Annotated in this window: 22 protein-coding genes; 10 read left to right on the top strand and 12 right to left on the bottom strand. The window is 73.7% G+C overall.

All coding sequences use genetic code 11. The features are described 5' to 3' along the window. The first annotated feature begins 327 nt into the window (after nucleotides 1-327). From PV350_RS32230 to PV350_RS32220, 3 genes are read left to right on the top strand one after another with little or no spacing between them, the layout of a single operon-like run. Nucleotides 328-1,653, top strand: a complete 1,326-nt coding sequence (locus PV350_RS32230; protein ID WP_500337274.1) for a glycosyltransferase family 4 protein — start codon at nucleotides 328-330, stop codon at nucleotides 1,651-1,653. Continuing rightward, nucleotides 1,647-2,384 carry a class I SAM-dependent methyltransferase gene (locus tag PV350_RS32225; RefSeq protein ID WP_499511605.1) on the top strand — a complete coding sequence of 246 codons (738 nt, stop codon included), beginning with the start codon at nucleotides 1,647-1,649 and terminating at the stop codon, nucleotides 2,382-2,384. The genes PV350_RS32230 and PV350_RS32225 overlap by 7 nt, the downstream gene beginning before the upstream one ends. Continuing rightward, nucleotides 2,381-3,484 (top strand): prenyltransferase/squalene oxidase repeat-containing protein, encoded by a 1,104-nt coding sequence (locus PV350_RS32220; protein WP_500337273.1) that lies wholly within the window; start codon nucleotides 2,381-2,383, stop codon nucleotides 3,482-3,484. Before PV350_RS32225 ends, PV350_RS32220 begins: the two co-directional genes overlap by 4 nt. 7 nt (nucleotides 3,485-3,491) lie before the next feature. On the opposite strand, the gene PV350_RS32215 is transcribed toward PV350_RS32220, so the two are convergent. Next, nucleotides 3,492-3,779: a hypothetical protein gene (locus PV350_RS32215; protein ID WP_499511603.1), complete on the bottom strand. Its 288-nt coding sequence runs from the start codon at nucleotides 3,777-3,779 to the stop codon at nucleotides 3,492-3,494. A 143-nt stretch (nucleotides 3,780-3,922) separates the two neighbouring features. On the opposite strand from PV350_RS32215, the gene PV350_RS32210 reads away from it, so the two are divergent. Further along, nucleotides 3,923-4,459: a hypothetical protein gene (locus PV350_RS32210; RefSeq protein ID WP_499511602.1), complete on the top strand. Its 537-nt coding sequence runs from the start codon at nucleotides 3,923-3,925 to the stop codon at nucleotides 4,457-4,459. Here PV350_RS32210 and PV350_RS32205 read toward each other — a convergent pair. The 8 genes from PV350_RS32205 to PV350_RS32170 form a co-directional block, all read right to left on the bottom strand. Next, the gene (locus tag PV350_RS32205; protein WP_499511601.1) at nucleotides 4,446-5,459 is read right to left on the bottom strand and encodes an LLM class F420-dependent oxidoreductase; all 1,014 of its coding nucleotides are present in this window, start codon (nucleotides 5,457-5,459) and stop codon (nucleotides 4,446-4,448) included. The two genes, PV350_RS32210 and PV350_RS32205, sit on opposite strands and share 14 nt — an antisense overlap. A gap of 131 nt (nucleotides 5,460-5,590) precedes the next feature. Further along, the gene (locus tag PV350_RS32200) at nucleotides 5,591-6,433 is read right to left on the bottom strand and encodes a DUF5336 domain-containing protein (RefSeq protein WP_499511600.1); all 843 of its coding nucleotides are present in this window, start codon (nucleotides 6,431-6,433) and stop codon (nucleotides 5,591-5,593) included. Nucleotides 6,434-6,562: 129 nt separating this feature from the next. Continuing rightward, nucleotides 6,563-7,441: an N-acetylmuramoyl-L-alanine amidase gene (locus tag PV350_RS32195; RefSeq protein WP_500337272.1), complete on the bottom strand. Its 879-nt coding sequence runs from the start codon at nucleotides 7,439-7,441 to the stop codon at nucleotides 6,563-6,565. A 22-nt stretch (nucleotides 7,442-7,463) separates the two neighbouring features. Beyond that, on the bottom strand, nucleotides 7,464-8,126 hold the full coding sequence (locus tag PV350_RS32190) for a class I SAM-dependent methyltransferase (protein ID WP_499511598.1): 663 nt from the start codon (nucleotides 8,124-8,126) through the stop codon (nucleotides 7,464-7,466). 166 nt (nucleotides 8,127-8,292) lie between these two features. After that, the gene (locus tag PV350_RS32185) at nucleotides 8,293-8,907 is read right to left on the bottom strand and encodes a response regulator (RefSeq protein ID WP_499511597.1); all 615 of its coding nucleotides are present in this window, start codon (nucleotides 8,905-8,907) and stop codon (nucleotides 8,293-8,295) included. Further along, nucleotides 8,904-10,100, bottom strand: coding sequence for a sensor histidine kinase (locus PV350_RS32180; RefSeq protein ID WP_499511596.1), 1,197 nt, complete (start codon nucleotides 10,098-10,100; stop codon nucleotides 8,904-8,906). Before PV350_RS32180 ends, PV350_RS32185 begins: the two co-directional genes overlap by 4 nt. A gap of 38 nt (nucleotides 10,101-10,138) precedes the next feature. Beyond that, complete coding sequence (locus PV350_RS32175; RefSeq protein ID WP_499511595.1) at nucleotides 10,139-10,870, bottom strand: ABC transporter permease; 732 nt, start codon at nucleotides 10,868-10,870, stop codon at nucleotides 10,139-10,141. Continuing rightward, complete coding sequence (locus PV350_RS32170; RefSeq protein WP_499516816.1) at nucleotides 10,870-11,802, bottom strand: ABC transporter ATP-binding protein; 933 nt, start codon at nucleotides 11,800-11,802, stop codon at nucleotides 10,870-10,872. Before PV350_RS32170 ends, PV350_RS32175 begins: the two co-directional genes overlap by 1 nt. Nucleotides 11,803-12,046: 244 nt before the next feature. Between PV350_RS32170 and PV350_RS32165 the strand changes: the two genes are divergently transcribed. From PV350_RS32165 to PV350_RS32155, 3 genes are read left to right on the top strand one after another with little or no spacing between them, the layout of a single operon-like run. Further along, the gene (locus PV350_RS32165; protein ID WP_499511594.1) at nucleotides 12,047-12,892 is read left to right on the top strand and encodes a MaoC/PaaZ C-terminal domain-containing protein; all 846 of its coding nucleotides are present in this window, start codon (nucleotides 12,047-12,049) and stop codon (nucleotides 12,890-12,892) included. Nucleotides 12,893-12,918: 26 nt separating this feature from the next. Beyond that, nucleotides 12,919-13,995, top strand: a complete 1,077-nt coding sequence (locus PV350_RS32160; protein WP_500337271.1) for a Zn-dependent alcohol dehydrogenase — start codon at nucleotides 12,919-12,921, stop codon at nucleotides 13,993-13,995. A gap of 19 nt (nucleotides 13,996-14,014) precedes the next feature. Then, complete coding sequence (locus PV350_RS32155) at nucleotides 14,015-14,953, top strand: 3-oxoacyl-ACP reductase (RefSeq protein WP_499511592.1); 939 nt, start codon at nucleotides 14,015-14,017, stop codon at nucleotides 14,951-14,953. A 26-nt stretch (nucleotides 14,954-14,979) separates the two neighbouring features. Here the strand turns inward: PV350_RS32155 and PV350_RS32150 are convergent, their stop codons facing one another. Then, nucleotides 14,980-15,159 (bottom strand): hypothetical protein, encoded by a 180-nt coding sequence (locus PV350_RS32150; RefSeq protein ID WP_499511591.1) that lies wholly within the window; start codon nucleotides 15,157-15,159, stop codon nucleotides 14,980-14,982. A gap of 59 nt (nucleotides 15,160-15,218) precedes the next feature. Then, the gene (locus tag PV350_RS32145; protein ID WP_500337270.1) at nucleotides 15,219-16,349 is read right to left on the bottom strand and encodes a hypothetical protein; all 1,131 of its coding nucleotides are present in this window, start codon (nucleotides 16,347-16,349) and stop codon (nucleotides 15,219-15,221) included. 180 nt (nucleotides 16,350-16,529) lie between these two features. On the opposite strand from PV350_RS32145, the gene PV350_RS32140 reads away from it, so the two are divergent. From PV350_RS32140 to PV350_RS32130, 3 genes are read left to right on the top strand one after another with little or no spacing between them, the layout of a single operon-like run. Beyond that, nucleotides 16,530-17,393, top strand: coding sequence for a Nif3-like dinuclear metal center hexameric protein (locus PV350_RS32140; protein WP_499511589.1), 864 nt, complete (start codon nucleotides 16,530-16,532; stop codon nucleotides 17,391-17,393). Then, a complete protein-coding gene (locus PV350_RS32135) occupies nucleotides 17,390-18,133 on the top strand; it encodes a zinc ribbon domain-containing protein (RefSeq protein WP_499516815.1) in 744 nt (247 codons plus the stop codon). The genes PV350_RS32140 and PV350_RS32135 overlap by 4 nt, the downstream gene beginning before the upstream one ends. Beyond that, complete coding sequence (locus PV350_RS32130; RefSeq protein ID WP_500337269.1) at nucleotides 18,133-19,296, top strand: bifunctional RNase H/acid phosphatase; 1,164 nt, start codon at nucleotides 18,133-18,135, stop codon at nucleotides 19,294-19,296. Before PV350_RS32135 ends, PV350_RS32130 begins: the two co-directional genes overlap by 1 nt. Here PV350_RS32130 and eda read toward each other — a convergent pair. Further along, a partial coding sequence (eda, locus tag PV350_RS32125) for a bifunctional 4-hydroxy-2-oxoglutarate aldolase/2-dehydro-3-deoxy-phosphogluconate aldolase (RefSeq protein WP_500337268.1) occupies nucleotides 19,282-19,801 on the bottom strand: 520 nt, incomplete at its 5' end. The genes PV350_RS32130 and eda overlap by 15 nt on opposite strands.

Raw genomic sequence — 19,801 nt, 5'->3', positions numbered from 1 at the left:
GGCCGTGATCCGGGTGTCCGTCATGCGCCCACGCAGCGGGAGGGGGTGTGGCGGGGTGCCCCATGGGGGTCCCCCCGGCCGAAGGCTGGGGGAGGGCGGGCGGCGGGGAAACCGCCCGCCGCAGGCGTGACGGAGCCGCACACAACAACCGGGCGCGGCCGCATGCACGGCGTGGCGGGAATCACCCGGACCGGCCAGGGCACCCCGCACGGCTACAGGTATCTTCGTGCTCTCGGGCCAACTCCTGAGTAACCGAATCTGAAACTTGTTCTAGCAAGGCACGGGCGGCTACGCTCCCGCTGAAGTGCAGTGAGAAGGGGGCCGTGAGTGACCGCAGAGGCCAGGCCGCTCCGGATCGCGCTGCTCACCTACAAGGGGAACCCGTTCTGCGGGGGCCAGGGCGTCTACGTACGCCATCTGTCCAGGGAACTCGCCCGGCTCGGGCACAGCGTCGAGGTGATCGGCGCCCAGCCCTACCCCGTGCTCGACGCGGTCGGTGACGGGGTACGCCTCACCGAGCTGCCGAGCATGGACCTCTACCGCCAGCCGGACCCGTTCCGCACCCCGAAGCGCGGCGAGTACCGCGACTGGGTGGACGCGCTGGAGGTCGGCACGATGTGGACCGGCGGCTTCCCCGAGCCGCTGACGTTCAGCCTGCGGGCCCGCCGTCACCTGGCCGCCCGGCGCGGGGCCTTCGACGTCATCCACGACAACCAGACGCTCGGCTACGGCCTCCTCGGCGGCGCCCGTTCCCTCGGCGCGCCGCTGGTGACGACCATCCACCACCCCATCACCGTCGACCGGCAGCTCGAACTCGACGTCGCGCAGGGGTGGAAGCGCCGGGCGTCGGTCCGCCGCTGGTACGGCTTCACCCGGATGCAGAAGCGGGTCTCGCGCCGGCTGCCGTCCGTGCTGACCGTCTCCGGCAGCTCCCGCCAGGAGATCGTCGACCACCTCGGGGTGCGCGAGGACCGTGTGCACGTCGTGCACATCGGCGCCGACACCGGGCTGTTCTCGCCCGACCCGTCCGTGCCCGAGGTGCCGGGCCGGATCGTCACCACGTCCAGCGCCGACGTGCCCCTCAAGGGCCTGGTCCACCTGGTGGAGGCCCTCGCCAAGCTGCGCACCGAGCACCCCGACGCGCACCTCGTTGTCGTCGGCAAGCGGGCCGACGACGGCCCGGTGGCCGCCGCCATCGAGCGGTACGGGCTGGGCGGCGCCGTCGACTTCGTCAAGGGCATCAGCGACGCGGAGCTGGTCGACCTGGTGCGCAGCGCCCAGGTGGCGTGCGTGCCGTCGCTGTACGAGGGCTTCTCGCTGCCGGCCGCCGAGGCCATGGCCACCGGGACGCCGCTGGTCGCGACCACCGGCGGTGCCATCCCCGAGGTGGCCGGGCCCGACGGGGAGACCTGCCTCGCCGTGCCGCCGGGGGACCCGGGCGCGCTGGCCGCGGCGCTGGGCCGGCTGCTGCGCGACTCCGGGCTGCGCCGCCGTCTCGGCCGGGCCGGCCGGGAACGCGTACTGGCCCGCTTCACCTGGGAGCGGGCCGCGATCGGCACCGCCGAGCACTACCGCGCGGCGATCGAGACCGCCGGGGGGCCGCGGCCCACTGTCCAGTCACCGTCCCGGACGAAAGCAGACTCCACGTGCTGACCGTCGACTTCTCCCGCTTCCCGCTCGCTCCGGGTGACCGTGTGCTCGACCTGGGCTGCGGCGCGGGCCGCCACGCCTTCGAGTGCTACCGGCGCGGTGCGAACGTGGTCGCCCTGGACCGGAACGGCGACGAGATCCGCGAGGTCGCCAAGTGGTTCGCCGCCATGAAGGAGGCCGGGGAGGCCCCGGCCGGCGCGACCGCCACGGCCATGGAGGGCGACGCGCTCAGCCTGCCGTTCCCCGACGACAGCTTCGACCGCGTCATCATCTCCGAGGTCATGGAGCACATCCCGGACGACAAGGGGGTGCTCGCCGAGATGGTGCGGGTCCTCAAGCCGGGCGGGCTGATCGCGATCACCGTGCCGCGCTACGGGCCGGAGAAGATCTGCTGGGCGCTGTCCGACGCCTACCACGAGGTCGAGGGCGGCCACATCCGCATCTACCGGGCCGACGAGCTGCTGGGCAAGATCCGTGAGGCGGGCCTGCGCCCGTACGGCACCCACCACGCGCACGCCCTGCACTCCCCGTACTGGTGGATCAAGTGCGCCGTCGGCGTGGACAACGACAAGGCCCTGCCGGTGAAGCTGTACCACAAGCTGCTGGTCTGGGACATCATGAAGAAGCCGCTGGCCACCCGGCTCGCCGAGAACACGCTCAACCCGCTGATCGGCAAGAGCTTCGTCGCCTACGCCACCAAGCCGCACAACCCGAAGGCGGGCGTCGACGCGTGAGGCGGACCGAACACCTCGTCCTGCCCGGCGTCCTGACCTCCGAGCAGGCCGCGCAGACCGTCGCCGGGATCCTGGCCGTCCAGCGGCCGGACGGCGCCATACCGTGGTTCGAGGGCGGCCACCTCGACCCCTGGGACCACGTCGAGGCCGCCATGGCGCTGGACGCCGCAGGCGAGCACGAGCACGCCGAGGCCGCTTACACCTGGCTCGCCCGACGGCAGAACCCGGACGGCTCCTGGTACGCCGCCTACGGCTACGCCGACGGCGCCGAGGGCGAACCCACCGACCTGGGCCGGGAGAGCAACTTCTGCGCCTACGTCGCCGTCGGCGTGTGGCACCACTACCTGTCCACCGGCGACGACGCCTTCGTGGAGAGCATGTGGCCGGTGCTGTACGCGGCCGTCGAGTACGTCCTGGAACTCCAGCTGCCCGGTGGGCAGATCGCCTGGAAGCGCGAGGAGGACGGGACGTTCCCGCAGGAGGCGCTGCTGACCGGCTGCTCGTCGATGTACCAGGCGCTGCGCTGCGCGCTGGCCGTCGCCGAGCACCGCGAGGACCCGCAGCCCGACTGGGAGCTGGCCGCCGGTGCCCTCGGGCACGCCATCGCCCACCACCCCGAGCGGTTCCTGGACAAGGACCACTACTCGATGGACTGGTACTACCCGGTCCTGGGCGGGGTGCTGCGCGGCGAGGCCGCGCGCGAGCGCGTCGTGGCACGCTGGGACGAGTTCGTCGTGCCCGGCCTCGGCGTCCGCTGCGTGGTGCCCAACCCCTGGGTGACCGGCGGGGAGAGCGCCGAACTCGCCCTCGCCCTGTGGGCGATGGGCGAGTCCGACCGCGCGGTGGAGATCCTGGCCGCGATCCGGCACCTGCGCGCCGAGGACGGCATGTACTGGACCGGCTACGTCTTCGAGGGCGACGCGCAGGCCGGCACCGGACCTGCCGTGTGGCCACAGGAACGCACCACGTGGACGGCCGGGGCGCTGCTGCTCGCCGTCGCCGCCCTGGGAGGGGACGAGGCGACGACGGCGGTCTTCGGGGGCGAACGGCTGCCGCTCGGGCTGGTGCCCGAGGCGGCGGGGTGCTGCGCCGGCCGGTGAGGGGGCGTCAGGCCCGGTTGACGCGACCCGCCACGGCGTGCCCGACGATCAGGTAGACCGCCGCCGGCAGACCGTAGTTCAGCAGGGTGCGCGCCCATGCGGATTGGGTGGAGAAGATGTCGTGGGCCCAGCCACCGAGCCAGGACGCCATGTCGTGGATCCACTCCACGAGGTCGTTCGCCCGGTTGGCGTCGAGGACCCACAGCACGATCCAAAGGATCAGGATGAATGCCGCCACGTCCGCGGCCACCATGATGATGGTGGCCGCCAGATTGCCGCGATAACGTCTGGACATACCTGCCGTCTTGCCCCGATCGGCGGACTGAAACGTGGCGGGCCGGCGCGCGCCTGACGCCCCGTACGGCCCTGTGCGGTGGCCGGTCCCCGGGGCCCGGGCGAGGATGCGATCACGCACCGCATCCCCCGGGAGTAACCGTCATGCCCTTGCGCCGCGCCCTGACCGCCCTCCTGCTCTCCGGCGTCCTCCTCGTGGTCCCCGCCTGCGGAGGCGACTCCGACGGGAGCGCGAGCGGCGGCACCGCGAGCCCCACCTCCTCCGTGCAGAAGCAGAAGCTCGCCAAGACCCGCTTCGTCGCCAACGCCGGACTGGCCGCCGGAGCGACCTACCAGTGGATCGTCAAGCCCTACCGCGAGGGCAAGTTCAAGAAGGACGCCGACGGCCGCAAGCTCACCCTGGTGAAGGCCGGCCTCGCCGGGGCCTTCGCCTACAACCGGCTCAAGGCCGCCTCGGAGAACGCCAAGGGCGACCCGACCCTGTCCAAGCTGGTGGCCCCGCTGACGGCGGGCATCGACTCGCTCAAGGACCTGCCGGCCAAGCTGCGCAGCGGCCAGGGCACGGACGACATCGTGGGCACCTTCCAGGACACCATCAGCGGCGTCAAGTCGGCCGGCGAGGGCGCCGGCGCCAAGGTCACCGACAAGGTGCCCTCGCTGTCCCAGCTCAGCGGCGGATGAGCTCGGCCAGCACCCGCAGGGTGGCCGGGTCGGGCGCGGTGACCAGCAGGTCGGTCACCGGGCCCGACCGCCACGCCTCCAGCCGCTCGGCGATCCTCCCGCGCGGGCCGACGAGCGAGATCTCGTCCGCGAAGGCGTCCGGCACCGCCGCCACCGCCTCCTCGCGCCGCCCGGCCAGGAACAGCTCCTGGATGCGCCGGGCCTCCTCCTCGTACCCCATCCTGGCCATCAGGTCGGCGTGGAAGTTGCGGGAGGCGGCGCCCATCCCGCCGATGTAGAAGCCGAGCATCGCCTTCACCGGCAGCAGCCCCTCCGCCGGGTCGTCGCACAGGTGGGCGCGCACCATCGGGGCGATCACGAACTCCTTCGGCGCGTCCGCCAGCGACGCCTCGTACACGTCCGTACGGAACGGCGACCAGTACAGCGGCAGCCAGCCGTCGGCGATGCGGGTGGTCTGGGCGATGTTCTTCGGTCCCTCGGCGCCCAGCAGGATCGGCAGGCCGGCCCGGAGCGGATGCGTGATCGGCTTGAGCGGCCTGCCGAGGCCCGTCGCGTCCGGCCCCGCGTACGGCAGCGGATGGAAGCGCCCGTCCAGCGCCACCGGGCCCTCGCGGCGCAGCACCTGCCGCACGACGTCCACGTACTCCCGGGTCGCGGTCAGCGGACTGCGCGGGAACGGCCTGCCGTACCAGCCCTCCACCACCTGCGGCCCCGACAGGCCGAGGCCCAGCACGACCCTGCCGCCGGAGAGGTGGTCCAGGGTCAGCGCGTGCATCGCGGTGGCGGTGGGGGAGCGGGCCGCCATCTGGGCGATGCCCGTGCCGAGCCGGATCCGGCTGGTGTGCGCGGCGATCCAGGTGAGCGGGGTGAACACGTCCGAGCCCCAGGCCTCGGCCGTCCACACCGAGTCGTAGCCGAGCCGCTCGGCCTCCTGCGCCAGGGCCAGGTGGTCGGGGGAGGGGCCGCGCCCCCAGTAGCCGAGGGCCAGACCGAGCCGCATGCGCGGGCCTCCTGCCGTATCTGACGGTACGTCAGCCGTACGGTACGGCAACCTCCCCCGCCCCGGAAGGGAAACAGCCGTGCCCCGGACCGGACGGCCCGGGGCACGGCTGGTGCGCGAGGAGCGGGGGATCAGCCGCGCTGGATGCCGCCGGCGTCCTGCAGGACGCCGCGCCGGCCGTCCTGGGTCTGCGCGACCAGGGTGGTGCCGCTCTGGTCCACCGCCAGGTACCAGGTGCCGGGGGTCAGTTCGGCGATCTGCCGGCCCGAACCGTCCTCCGCGTACAGCGGCCGCGCCACGGGCACCGCGAACCAGAAGGCCGTGAACTCCGCCGAGGGCTGGGCCTGCGGCTGCTGCTGGGGCTGCTGCTGTGCCTGCGGGTAGCCGTACTGCCCGCCGCCGAACGACGGGTCGGCCGGCGCGCCGTGCCCACCGGTCTGCCCCGGGTACCCGTAACCGCCCTGCTGCACGCCCGGGTACGGCTGGCCCTGCTGGCCGCCGTACGGCTGCGCCTGCTGGGGCTGCTGCGGCTTGGGAGCGGGCAGCAGCGGCGCCTTCAGCGCGGGCAGGCCCTGCAGGGTGAGCAGCATGGCGGCGGCGAGAGCGGCGGCGGCGACGAAGGAGAGGTAGGCGCCGGCGCCCAGCTCGAAGGCCTCGTTGCCGTTGAAGAGCGACCACAGGGCGTCCCAGGCGGCGGCCACCGACAGCACCGCGCCCCACTGGGCCAGGCCGATGCCGAGCACCTTGCGCCCCTCGGGCTGGAAACGCGAGGCCACGAACAGGCCGGCGGCGACCAGGCCCAGCAGGTGCACCGAGGGCAGCAGCGGGAACAGCTCGCTCTTCCAGGCGCTGACGGCGCACCCGTCCGCGTCGCAGTTCTTCGCGGCGTAGAAGTTCAGGAACGAGGCGATCAGCAGCAGCAGCGCCGCGCCGATCACCGCGCCGTCTCCTCGGGTGAGGGAGCGGTTATTCACTGGGGGTCCTTGTCAGTCGTCTCGTCATCGCTGTCGCAGAGCTGTTCCCCATCGTATGAGGACACGCGTCCGCGGCTGAGCCCGGCAGGGTCCCGGTGACAGGATCGGGACCTGATGGACACCGGTCGATCACTGCCTGCCCTGCAAATACGCCGTGATGCCGTCCGCGATGCCCTGGGCCGCCTTCTGCCGCCAGGCCGCGCTCTTCATCAGCTTCGCGTCCTTCGGGTCGCGCATGTTGCCGCACTCGATCAGCACCTTGGGCACGGTGCTGAGGTTGAGCCCGCCCAGATCGCTGCGGACGACCAGGCCCGTACCGCGGCCCACGTAGTTGGACGGCTTGGTGCCGGACGCCGTCGCGAAGTGGTTCTTCACGGCGGTGCCCAGCCGCTTGGAGGGCGCGACGATCTTGCGGGTGTCGGCGATGCCGCGGTGCACCGAGGCCGGGAGGATGACGTGGAAGCCGCGGTTGCCGGCCGCCGAACCGTCGCCGTGCACCGACACGACGGCGTCGGCCTTCGCCTTGTTGCCGATCCGGGCGCGCTCGTCGATGCACGGGCCGTACGCGCGGTTCCCGTCCTGCGTCAGCTTCACCGTGGCGCCGCGCGCCGCGAGCAGTGCCCTCACGCGCCGGGACACGTCCAGCGTGTACGAGGCCTCGGAGTACCCCGAGTTGGTCGCGGTGCCCGTGGTGTCGCACGCCTTGCGGCCGGTGCCGATGTTCACCAGGCGGTTGATCTCGCGGGTGTGCCGGCTGTTGCTCGTGTTGTGCCCCGGGTCGAGGACGACGACCTTCCCGGCGAGCGGCTTGGCGACGGACAGGGCCTTCGGCGCCGACGGCTGCTGCGACGCCGCGGCCGAGGGCGGCAGCGGCTGCGCGTTCAGCGAGAGGTCGGCGTTCTTACCGGCTGCCGGATCGCCCGACGCGGTCCACACGAGCCAGGCCGCCGCACAGGTCGGCACCAGCGCGGTCACGGCCACGGCGATGCGTGTCTTGGTCTTGAACACGTCAGCGATGCTATCCGCAGGCTCAGACTCCGGGGCCCGTACGCCGGAGTACGTGCAGGGAACCGGTCACCGAGAGCTCCTCGAACGAGCCCGACTCCAGCGCGCGCCGGTAGATCCGCCAAGGCGCCTGGCCGCCGTCGGCCGGGTCCGCGAACACGTCGTGGATCACCAGCAGGCCGTCCTGCGCGAGGTGCGGCGCCCACCCCTCGTAGTCGTTGCCGGCGTGCTCGTCGGTGTGCCCGCCGTCGATGAAGACCAGGGCGAGCGGCTTCCCCCACACCGCCGCGACCTGCGGGGAGCGGCCCACGACCGCGACCACGTGCTCCTCCAGCCCGGCGGCGTGCAGGGTGCGCCGGAAGGTGGGCAGGGTGTCCATCAGGCCGACCTCGGGGTCGACGAGCGCCGTGTCGTGGTACTCCCAGCCGGGCTGCTGCTCCTCGCTGCCGCGGTGGTGGTCGACGGTGACGGCGACGGTCTTGGCCTCGCGGGCGGCGGCGGCCAGCAGGATCGTGGAGCGGCCGCAGTACGTGCCGACCTCCAGCAGGGGCAGGCCCGGGAGGCGGGTGGCGGCGTCGGCGGCGGCCGCGTGGAGGGCGAGGCCCTCGTGGGTGGGCATGAAGCCCTTCGCGGCCTCGAAGGCGGCCAGTGCGTCCGCGGGGACGTCTGCGGGGGGTGGCGTGCTCATGCCCCCATCGTCCCCCACGCCTGCGGTCCCCGATGCGGGGGGTGACCCCCGCGGCCGGTTGTTGTGTGCGGCGCGGTTGTGGTTGCGGTCGGGGGTTTCCCCGCCGCAGGCGCAAGCAGCCCGCACACGACAACCGGGCCCCACAGAACGCACCCCGGGCAGACGGTCAGAGCCACCCGTTGTGGCGGGCCGTGCGCACCGCCTCCGCACGGTTCCGGGTGCCCGTCTTCCCGATGGCGGACGACAAATAATTCCGCACCGTCGACTCCGACAGATGCACCCGCGCCGCGATGTCCGCCACCGTCGCCCCGTCCGCCGCCGCGTTGAGCACGTCCTGCTCGCGCGGCGTCAGCGGACTGGGGCCCGTGCTGAGGGCGGCCGCGGCCAGGGCGGGGTCGATGACGCGGTGCCCGGCGAGGACGCGCCGGATCGCGGCGGCGAGGTCCTCGACGGGGCCGTCCTTGACCAGGAAGCCGGACGCCCCGGCCTCCATGGCGCGGCGCAGGTACCCGGGACGGCCGAACGTCGTGAGGATGAGCACCTTGCACTGCGGGAGCCGCTCGCGCAGTTCCGCGGCCGCGTCGAGCCCGCTGCGCCCGGGGAGCTCGATGTCGAGCAGGGCGACGTCGGGCCGGGCCTCCAGCGCCGTGGTGACGATCTCGTCCCCCGCGGCGACCTGCGCGACGACCTCGATGTCGTCCTCCAGGTTCAGCAGCAGGGAGAGCGCCCCGCGCATCATGCCCTGGTCCTCGGCCAGCAGGACCTTGATGGGGCTGCTCATACGGCCTGTTCCTCCTCCACCGGCAGTTCGGCGACGACCCGGAACCCGCCGCGGGGCGCGGGGCCGGTGCCGAGGGAACCGCCGGCCGCGGCCAGCCGCTCGGTGAGCCCCTTCAGGCCGGAGCCCGACCCGGGGGCCGAGCCTACGCCGCGGCCGTCGTCGGTGATCCGCAGGCGTACCTGCCCGTCGGCGCCGGCGAGCTCGATGACGCAGGTGGTGGCCCCGCTGTGCCGTACGACGTTGGTCACCCCCTCCCGTACCACCCAGCCGAGGAGGGCCTCGGTCTGCGAGGGCAGCGGCGGGCCGGACTCCTTGACGACGGCCTCGATCCCGGCCGCCGCCAGGGCCGAGCGGGCGCGGTCCAGCTCGGTGGAGAGGCTGCCCTCGCGGTAGCCGGTGACGGCCTCGCGGATCTCGGTGAGTGCCTGGCGCCCCACCGCCTCGATGTCGGCGACCTGGGCGAGGGCGGCGTCGAGGTCGCGCGCGGCGAGCCGGCGGGCGGCCTCGGCCTTGACGACGACCACGGAGAGGGTGTGCCCCAGCAGGTCGTGCAGGTCGCGGGAGAAGCGCAGCCGCTCCTCGGCGACGGCGTTGCGGGCCAGCTCCTGGCGGGTGGCGCGCAGCTGGGTCACCGCGTCGAAGAGGGTGAGCATGGCCGCGGTCACCAGGCCGGAGATGAGGCTGCCGTACCCGATGGACACGCCGTCCCAGATGTCGCCGCTGCGCAGCCCGGAGACGATCCCGGCGGACAGCGCGAGGGCGACGAGGACGGGACCCATCCGCCGGCCGCGCACCACGATCCCCACGGCCAGCGACAGCAGCGGGAAGAACACCAGCCAGCTGCCGCCGTAGCCGATGGCGAGGGCGTAGGTGACGGCGGCCAGCGCGAGCAGGTACAGCCGGGGCGCCTTCCCGGCCGCGGCGCGCGGGTTGAGGGCGGTGAAGACGACCCCGATGTAGAGGGAGTTGAAGGCCAGCAGGCCGAGGCCGCCGAGCCAGGGGTTGGCGGCCTTGCCCTGCAGGAGGTGGGACAGGGCGCCCACGCCCATCAGCAGCCAGGGCAGGAAGGTGAAGCGGGTCGGGGGCTTGAGGTCCTCGATCTCCTCGGAGGCGGACCGGGTCACCCGCAGGTGCCGCCACCCGCGCCAGATGCGTGCCGGCAGCGGGGGCCGGGATTCCGTCGTGGTCGCCATGGCCGTCGTCTCCTCCTGCTCCACGGTTCCGGTGGGTTTCACGGGGTGCGTGCCGAGCGGCGGTAGGCGTACACGGCGTACGCGCCGAACAGGGCCGTCCAGGCGGCGAGCACGGCGACGGTACCCACCCGCGGGACCGCGCCGTCGGCGATGCTCCAGCCGAGCTGCCCGAAGCGGTGGGACGGGGTCCACTCGGAGACCGCCCGCAGCCAGCCGGGGAAGACGGACGAGGGGATCCACAGCCCGCCGACGACGGACAGGCCCAGGTTGCAGGCCATGTTCACCACGCCGGTGGTCTGCCCGGACAGCCGGTAGCCGTTGCCGAGGCCGAGCAGGGTGAAGGGGGCGGTGCCGACCCAGAGCAGCCCGCCGACCGCCGCCCACTGCCAGGGCTCCAGTTCGACGCCGTTGACGAGCCCGCCGGCCAGCAGGACGGCCAGGATGGCGGGCAGCACGGTGACCGAGCCGCTGATGCAGCGGCCGGTGACGACCAGCAGCGGCGACATGGGGGTGATCCGCAGCTGGCGCAGCCAGCCGAGGCCCTTGTCCTCCGCGACGCTGGACCCGGTGGACACCGCCGAGCCCAGCGCGCCGTACGCGGCCATGCCGATCATGGAGGCCAGCGCGATGGACTTGTCCTCCTCCGAGCCGCTGACCCCGAGGTTGGTGAAGAGCAGGTACATCATGACGGGCATGCCGACGCCGAAGATCACGAATCCGGCGTCGCGCAGGGTGCGGCGGATCTCCAGCGAGACGTAGGCGAGCAGCATCAGACCTTCTCCTCGGTGAGGGCGGCGGTGTCCGTGGCGGTGGCGGGGGTGGCGTCCTCGGCGGAGGACTGCGAGGTCAGGGAGAGGAACGCGTCCTCCAGGCTGGCGGCGGTCACCGTCAGGCCGCGGACCATGCCGCGGTCGGCGAGGGCGACGACGGTGGCGTCGGAGTCGGCGGAGCGCAGCAGGGCGCGGTCGCCGCGGACCTCCACGGTCACCACCCCGGGCAGTTGCCGCAGGCCCTCGGTGGGGGTCCCGGCCAGGTCGAAGGAGACGAGGTTGCCGCCGACGGCCCGCTTGATGCGCTCGCCGCTGTCGTCGGCGACGACACGGCCGCGGTCGATGACCACGATGCGGTCGGCGTTCTCGTCCGCCTCCTCCAGATAGTGGGTGGAGAACAGCACGGTGTTGCCGCGGGCCGCGTACGCCCGCATCGAGTCCCAGAAGGCGCGCCGGGCCTCGACGTCGAGGGCGGCGGTGGGCTCGTCCAGCACGATGAGCTCGGGGTTGCCGGCCAGGGCCACGGCGAAGCGGACCCGCTGCGCCTGGCCGCCGGAGAGCCGGTCGGCGCGGCGGCCGGCGACCTCGGTGAGGCCGGCCAGCTCCAGGGCTTCGGCCACGGGCATGGGGCGGGGGTAGGTGCGCGCCACGAAGGTGAGCAGCTCCCGTACGGTCACCCGGGGGATCGGCCGGCCGTCCTGCAGCATCGCGCCGATCCGGCCCGCGCGGACCGCCGTGTGCGGGGTGGTGCCGAAGAGCCTGACCTCGCCGCTGTCGGGTTCGTTGAGCCCGAGCAGCAGGCTGATCGTGGTGGACTTGCCCGCGCCGTTGCGGCCGAGCAGGGCGACGGACTCCCCCCGCCGGATCTCCAGGTCGACGCCGTCCACCGCGCGTACCGCGCCGAACGTCTTGACGGCCCTGGTGAAACTCACTGTCGTCGTCATGTCACTGACACTAGGGCCGCCGCCCCCCGCGGGGTCAGTGGGGAATGTACGGACCCGGGCAGGACAAATGTCACTACCGGCGGCTGTTCTGACGATGTATCAGCTATTCCCAGTGGCCGGGCGATGCGTTATACATGGGCTGGCTAGAACGCGTTCTAGTGCACGCCCTGGCGGGGCCGACGGTGCGGACGGCCGCGCCAGGGCCCACCGCGCAGCGAAGGAGCCGCCGGACATGCCGATCGACGTCGCCGCCGCCACCTCGGCCGAACCCCGCAGCGCCGAACTCGTCTGGGACCACAGGGACGTCATCCTCTACCACCTGGGCCTCGGCGCGAACACCCTGGGCTACGCCCTCGAAGGCCCCGGCCTGCAGGTCCTGCCCAGCTTCGCCACCGTCGCCGGCGGCTCGGTCGCCGCCGGGGAGGCGCGGGGCGGGCTGTCCCTGCCCGGCATCGAGATCGACCTCGCCGCCGTCCTGCACGGCGCGCAGCGCATCGAGGTGTACCGCCCGGTCCCCGTCCGCGGCCGGGCGCTGCAGACCTCGCGCGTCGCCGACGTCTACGACAAGGGCAAGGCCGCCGTCATCGTGCTGCGCCGCGAGGTCGCCGACGAGCAGGGACCGCTGTGGACCTCCGACGCGCAGATCTTCGTCCGCGGTGAGGGCGGCTTCGGCGGCGACCGCGGCCCCTCCGCCCGCACCGCGCCGCCCGGTCGGGCCCCCGACCGCACCGTCCTGCGTGCCACCCGCGAGGACCAGGCGCTGCTCTACCGGCTCTCCGGCGACTGGAACCCGCTGCACGCCGACCCCGAGTTCGCCAAGCACGCCGGTTTCGACCGGCCCATCCTGCACGGCCTGTGCTCCTACGGCATCACGCTCAAGGCCGTCGTCGACACCCTGCTCGGCGACGACGCGGGCCGCGTACGGTCCTGCTCCACCCGCTTCGCCGGGGTCTTCTTCCCCGGCGAGACCCTGCGCATCCGGATGTGGTCAGAACAGGGCCGCGTCCTGGCGTCGGCGACCGCCGTCGAACGGGACGACGCGCCGGTCCTCGCCGACACCGTCGTCGAGTACTCGTAGGCCCCGGAGGGGAGAGGGGAACACCCATGCGCGCAGCGCTCCTGCAGGAGATCGGCCAGGACAAGCTCGAGGTCGTCGACGACATCGAGACGGTGGGCTTCGGCCCGGGCAAGGTGCGCATCCGGCTGCGGGCGACCGGGCTGTGCCACTCCGACCTGTCCGCCATGAGCGGCGTCCTGCCGCAGCCCGCGCCCTTCGTCCCCGGCCACGAGGGCGCCGGGGAGATCGTCGAGACCGGCGAGGGCGTCGAGGGCCTCACGGCCGGCGACCGGGTCCTGGTCTGCTGGCTCCCGGCTTGCGGCGCCTGCCCGGCCTGTCGGCGCGGCCAGTCCCACCTGTGCCTGGCCGGCTTCATGAACGCCGGTACGCCCAACTTCCGCCGCCCCGCCGGGGACGTCTTCGGCTTCGCCGGCACCGGCACCTTCTCCGAGGAGGTCGTGGTCTCCGCCTCCTGCGCCGTGCCCATCCCCGACGACCTGCCGTACGAGATCGCCGCCCTCATCGGCTGCGGCGTCACGACCGGCATCGGCGCCGCGCTGAACACCGCGCGGGTCACCCCCGGCTCGTCCGTCGCCGTCATCGGCTGCGGCGGCGTCGGCATCAGCGTCATCCAGGGCGCCCGCGCCTCCGGCGCCTCGGAGATCATCGCCGTCGACCCCGTGGAGTCCCGCCGCGACGCGGCCCTGCGCTTCGGCGCCACCGACGCGGTCGCCCCGGAGGAACTGGCCGACGTCAAGGCCCGGATCACCGGCGGCGAGGGCTTCGACTACGTCTTCGAGGTCGTCGGCCGCAGCGCCACGGCCCGCACGGCCTACGAGACCACCCGTCGCGGCGGGACGCTCTGCGTCGTCGGCGCCGGGGCGATGGACGACCTCCTGCAGATCAACATGTTCGAGCTCTTCTTCGACGAGAAGCGCATCCTGCCCTCCCTCTACGGCGGCGGCGACGTCCTGCGGTCCTACGACCGCGTCATCCGCCTCTGGCGCGCCGGACGCGTGGACCTGGAGGGGCTCATCACCCACCGCGTACGGCTCGACCAGATCAACGAGGCCGTCGACCAGATGCGCAGCGGTGAGGCGCTGCGCACCTGCATCGCGGTCTGACACCAGGGCTGGAGAAGGCATGGGCGTGCTGGACGGCAGGACGGCGATCGTGACGGGGGCCGGACGCGGCCTGGGCCGTGCGGAGGCGCTGGAACTGGCGCGGCTGGGCGCCAACGTGGTCGTCAACGACTACGGGCAGCCCGGCCGCGACGGCTCCGGCGCGGCGTCGGCGACCCCCGCGGACGAGGTCGTCGCCGAGATCGCCGCCGCCGGCGGCCACGCGGTGGCGCACCACGGGGACGTCGCCGACTTTGGGCAGGCTCAGGAACTGGTCGGGCTGGCGGTCGGCACGTACGGGGCCCTCGACATCCTGGTCAACAACGCGGGGATCCTGCGGGACCGGATGGTCTTCTCGATGACCGAGGACGAGTGGGACTCCGTCGTCCGGGTCCACCTCAAGGGGCACTTCGCCACCACCCGGTTCGCCGCCGCCCACTGGCGCGAGCGCGCCAAGACGACGGACGCCCCGGTCTACGGCCGGGTCGTCAACACCTCGTCCGAGGCGTTCCTCGCCGGCTCGGCCGGCCAGCCCAACTACGCGGCAGCCAAGGGCGGCATCGTCGGCCTCACCTCGTCGACGGCCGCCGCCCTCGGCAGGTACGGCGTACGCGTCAACGCCATCTGCCCCCGGGCGCGCACGCGGATGACCGAGGACGTCTTCGCGGGCCTCGGGCGGCCCGGGGACGGGCCGGACCCGCTGGGGGTGGAGCATGTCGCCCCGCTCGTCGGCTACTTGGCGTCACCGGCGGCCGACCGGATCACCGGTCAGCTGTTCGTCGTGCACGGCGGGATGGTGGCGGTGATGGACCGCCCCCGCGTCGCGGCGAGGTTCGACACCGCCAAGGAGGCGTTCACCCACGACGAGCTGGACGACCTGCTCACCCCGTACTGGGCGGGCCGTGACCCCGGTGACACCTTCGCCGCCACCGACGTCCTGGCCCTGCGCCACGGGGGCTGAACCGGGCCTTCCGGGCTCCGGGCCCGTCAGACCTCCATGGCGGGGGGCCCGGAGGGGCGGCGGTGGCGGCCGTGCGGCGCCTGGACCACCTGGGCGTTGTCGTCTTGGGCGGAAGCCGTACCGCGGTGGCGGCCGGCGTGCCGGCCCTCGGCGGAACCGTCCTCGAGGCGGGCCTCGGCGGCGGTGTCGTGTCGGGCATCGGACATGAGGAAACTCCCCGTGACTAGCGTGCAAGGTGCGCGGAACGCCGCAGGAGTTTACCGATTCAAGATCCTGTGGCCAGCGGCGCCTTCTGCAACGGGAGCACAGGGCTGGTCCTGGCCGCCTCCGGGACGTCCGCGGGAGCGCCCTCCGCCGCGCCCCCCGGCGGGGGCGGCACGGGCACCGCGGGCGGCGCCTGGTACTCCACCGTGCCGCACGGGCAGTGCGTGCAGGCGTACGGCAGGCGCAGCACCCCGCGGTCCGACCACAGGCCGGCCCCGGGCAGCCAGCCCTCCGGGGCCGACAGCCAGGTGGTACGGCGTTCCCCGGGCCGCCAGACCGCCAGCGACGTGCCGTGCGGGCCGTCCGCGCGCAGTGCCACCGCGCACGCCTCGGGCATCAGCACCTGGCCGGGCTGCGCCGCGAACGGGGTGAGCACCGCGTCCGGGACACGCAGGCACTCGGCGAACCGCAGGGGCCGCCGGCTGCCCAGGACGCCCCAGCCGATGCGGTCCTCGCCGGTGGCGTCGGTGCGCACTATCAGCAGCCCGCTGTCCGGCTCCGCGAGCAGCAACCGGTCGTTGCTCCCCTCGGTGATCTGCAGCAGCGGGCTGACCGCCCCGGCCCGCTCCAGGTCGACGGCGACCGTCTTGACCGTCCCCTCCGCCTCGCGGTCCAGCGCGAGCAGCCGGCCCGCGCGGTCCAGCCACGCGCCGCCCCCGCAGCGGCCCGGGACCTCCGCCAGCCGGCGCGGCCGCAGGTCCCGGTCGTCGTGCACGAGCCACACCGCCGACACCTCGCGCACCGGGTCGTAGGTGAGCGCGTACGCCTCGCCGGAGGCGACCGGGGGCAGCAGCCGCGCCTCCGCGCCCCCGCCCGGCAGCGAGCCGACGAGCAGTTCGCCGGTCCCGGGACCGGTCGGGTAGAGCAGGGCGAGGTCGTACCGGTCGGCGACCCGGCGGCGGATGAGCACGCGGCCGTCGGGCAACGGCAGGACCTCGGAGCACTGTTCCTCGGGCTGGTTGCCGGGCAGGGGCACGGTGTACGGCTCGGGCCCGCCGAGCGTCCAGCGCTCGGGGTACCAGCCGTCACCCCCGTCGGGTGCCTGGGCCAGGCAGGCGGCGTAGGAGCCGTCCGCGGCGATCGTGAACCCGGCCCGTCGCACGGTGGTGGTCTCGGTGGCGCAGGCTGTCATGGTGTGGCTCACCTCCGGGCCACGACGCTAGTTTTCGCACGCCCGGGCGTCCGACACGAGTTGGTGGTCTTCACACATAAGGGTGGCTCTCGTCCCGTTCCGTCGGACTTCGGATGCTCGGTGTGCTCATGACCAGCCCGGGATTCCGGCCGCCCGCCACCGGCGCGGTAACCTCGACCCGTGCCGAAACTGTCCGACGTCATCGCCGCCCTCGAAGCCCTCTGGCCTCCGGCATGGGCCGAGCAGTGGGATGCCGTCGGTCTCGTCTGCGGGGACCCGGACGCGGAGGTCGGCCGGGTCCTGTTCGCCGTCGACCCTGTCCGGGAGGTCGTCGAGGAGGCGATCGCCACCGGCGCCGACCTGCTGGTCACGCACCACCCGCTCTACCTGCGCGGGACGACGACGGTCGCGGCGACCGGCTTCAAGGGCCGCGTCGTGCACACCCTGATCAAGAACGACGTCGCGCTGCACGTGGCGCACACCAACGCCGACCGGGCCGACCCCGGGGTCTCCGACGCCCTCGCCGAGGCCGTCGGCCTGCGGGTCACCGGCCCCCTCGTGCCCGACCCCGCCGACCCGGCCGGCCGCCGCGGCCTCGGCCGGATCGGCGAGCTGCCCGAGCCGATGACGCTGGCGGAGTTCGCCCGCCGTGCGGCGGCCGGCCTGCCGGCCACCGCGACCGGACTGCGCGTCGCGGGCGACCCGGAGCGGCAGGTCCGCACCGTGGCGGTGTGCGGCGGCTCCGGCGACAGCCTCTTCGACGACGTACGCAGGGCCGGGGTGGACGTCTACCTCACCGCCGACCTGCGCCACCACCCGGCGTCCGAGGCGCAGCAGGCGGGTCCGCCCGCGCTCGTCGACGCCGCCCACTGGGCCACCGAATGGCCCTGGTGCGAGCAGGCCGCGCGCCGGCTCGACGAGGTCTGCGAACGGCACGGCTGGGCACTGCGCACGTACGTTTCGCGCGCCGTCACCGACCCGTGGACGGCCCACGCCCCGGCACTTCCCCTTGACGAACCCACGACCTCAGGAGCCCCCCGCTGAAAGCCGCGCCCGCAGACCAGATCCGACTGCTTGAGGTCCAGGCCCTCGACGCGCGTCTCGCGCAGCTGGACCACAAGCGCATCAACCTTCCCGAGCACGCGGAGATCGAGCGCCTGAACTCCGACGTGACCCAGCTGCGCGACCTGCTGGTCGCCGCCCAGACCGAGGAGAGTGACACCGCCCGCGAGCAGACCAAGGCCGAGCAGGACGTGGACCAGGTGCGCAAGCGCGCCGTCCGCGACCAGGAGCGGCTGGACTCCGGCGCGGTCTCCTCCCCCAAGGACCTGGAGAACCTGCAGCGCGAGATCGCCTCGCTCGCCAAGCGGCAGAGCGACCTCGAGGACGTCGTCCTGGAGGTCATGGAGCGCCGCGAGGGCCTGCAGGAGCGGGTCCAGGAGCTGACCGGGCGCCTGGAGTCCGTGCAGGCCAAGGCCGGCGAGTCCACGGAGCGCCGCAGCGTGGTGCTGCAGGAGATCGACGCCGAGGGCTCCACGGTCACCAAGGAGCGCGAGATCATCGCCGGTTCGGTCCCCGCCGACCTGCTGAAGCTCTACGACAAGCTGCGCGGCCAGTCCGGCGGCGTCGGCGCCGCCCGGCTCTACCAGAAGCGCTGCGAGGGCTGCCGGCTGGAGCTGAACATCACCGAGCTCAACGAGGTGCGGGCGGCCGCCGCCGACGAGGTCGTGCGCTGCGAGAACTGCCGCCGCATCCTCGTCCGCACCCCCGAGTCGGGCCTGTAATGGCCCGTACGTTGGTGGTGGAGGCCGACGGCGGGTCCCGGGGCAACCCGGGACCGGCCGGGTACGGCGCCGTCGTCTGCGACGGCGCCACGGGTGAAGTGCTCGCCGAGGCCGCCGAGTTCATCGGCCGGCACACCAACAACGTCGCCGAGTACCGGGGCCTGATCGCCGGGCTGCGCGCAGCGCGCGCGATCGACCCGCAGGCCCGGGTACGGGTGCGGATGGACTCCAAGCTGGTCGTCGAGCAGATGTCCGGCCGCTGGAAGATCAAGCACCCGGACATGCGGCCGCTGGCCGCAGAGGCGAAGACCGTCCTGCCGGCGGAGCAGGTCAGCTACGAGTGGATCCCGCGCGAGAAGAACAAGCACGCCGACCGGCTCGCCAACGAGGCGATGGACGCCGGCAAGCGCGGCGAGCAGTGGGAGCCCGGCCGCTCCTCCGCGGCGCTGGTCACCGCCGCCACCGAGCCCGAACCGGTGGACGAGGCCGTGGACGAGGCCCCCAAGGCCCCGCCCGTCGGCTGGGCGGCGGCGGCCGACCTCGGCACGCCCACCACCTTCGTCCTGCTGCGGCACGGCGAGACCCCGCTCACCGCGGACAAGCGCTTCTCCGGCAGTGGCGGTGACGACCCGGAGCTCTCGGAGAAGGGCCTCTGGCAGGCCCGGCGCGCCGCCGACACCCTCGCCGCCCGCGGCACCGTCCAGGCCGTCGTCACCTCGCCTCTGGCGCGCTGCCGGCAGACCGCCCAGGCCGTCGCGGACCGGCTCGGCCTCGACGTACGCGTCGACGAGGGGCTGCGCGAGACCGACTTCGGCGCCTGGGAGAGGCTCACCTTCGCCGAGGTGAAGGAGCGCTACCCGGACGAACTCGACGCCTGGCTCGGCTCGGCCAAGGCCGCCCCGCCCGGCGGGGAGAGCTTCGCCGCGGTCGCCCGCCGGGTCTCCCTCGCCCGGGACAAGCTCCTCGCCCGTCACCCCGGCCGCACGGTCCTGCTGGTCACCCACGTCACCCCGATCAAGACCCTGGTCCGCCTCGCCCTGGGCGCCCCGCCGGAGTCGCTGTTCCGGATGGAGCTGTCGCCGGCGGCGCTGTCGGCGGTGGCGTACTACGGGGACGGGAACGCGTCGCTGCGGCTGCTCAACGACACGTCACACCTGCGCTGACGCACGCAGCGCGGCCGCCTCGTGGGCGAGCCGCTCCACCCGGTCCCAGTCGCGGTCCCGCAGGGCCTCCTGCGGGACCATCCAACTGCCGCCCACGCAGGCGACGTTGGGCAGCGCCAGATACGCCGGCGCGCGCTCCGCGTCGATGCCGCCGGTCGGGCAGAACCGGACGTCAGGCAGCGGGGCGGCCAGCGCCCCGAGGTACGCCGTGCCGCCGGCCGCCTCCGCGGGGAAGAACTTCAGCTCGGTCACGCCGCGTTCGGCCAGGGCGACCACCTCGGAGGCGGTCGACACGCCGGGCAGGAACGGCAGCCCGGACGCGGTCATCGCGTCCAGCAGGCCCGCCGTCCACCCCGGGCTCACCAGGAACCGCGCCCCGGCCCGCGCCGCCGCCCCCACCTGCTCCGCCCGCACCCCGGTCCCGGCCCCCACGACCGCCTCGGGCACCTCGCGGGCCGCCGCGGCGATCGCCTCCAGCGCGGCGGGCGTCCGCAGCGTGATCCCC

Source organism: Streptomyces sp. PA03-6a, from assembly GCF_033792765.1.
Taxonomy (GTDB): Bacteria; Actinomycetota; Actinomycetes; order Streptomycetales; family Streptomycetaceae; genus Actinacidiphila.
Note: the sequence above shows the minus strand (reverse complement) of the source record. Positions and strands in the feature narration are given on the sequence as shown.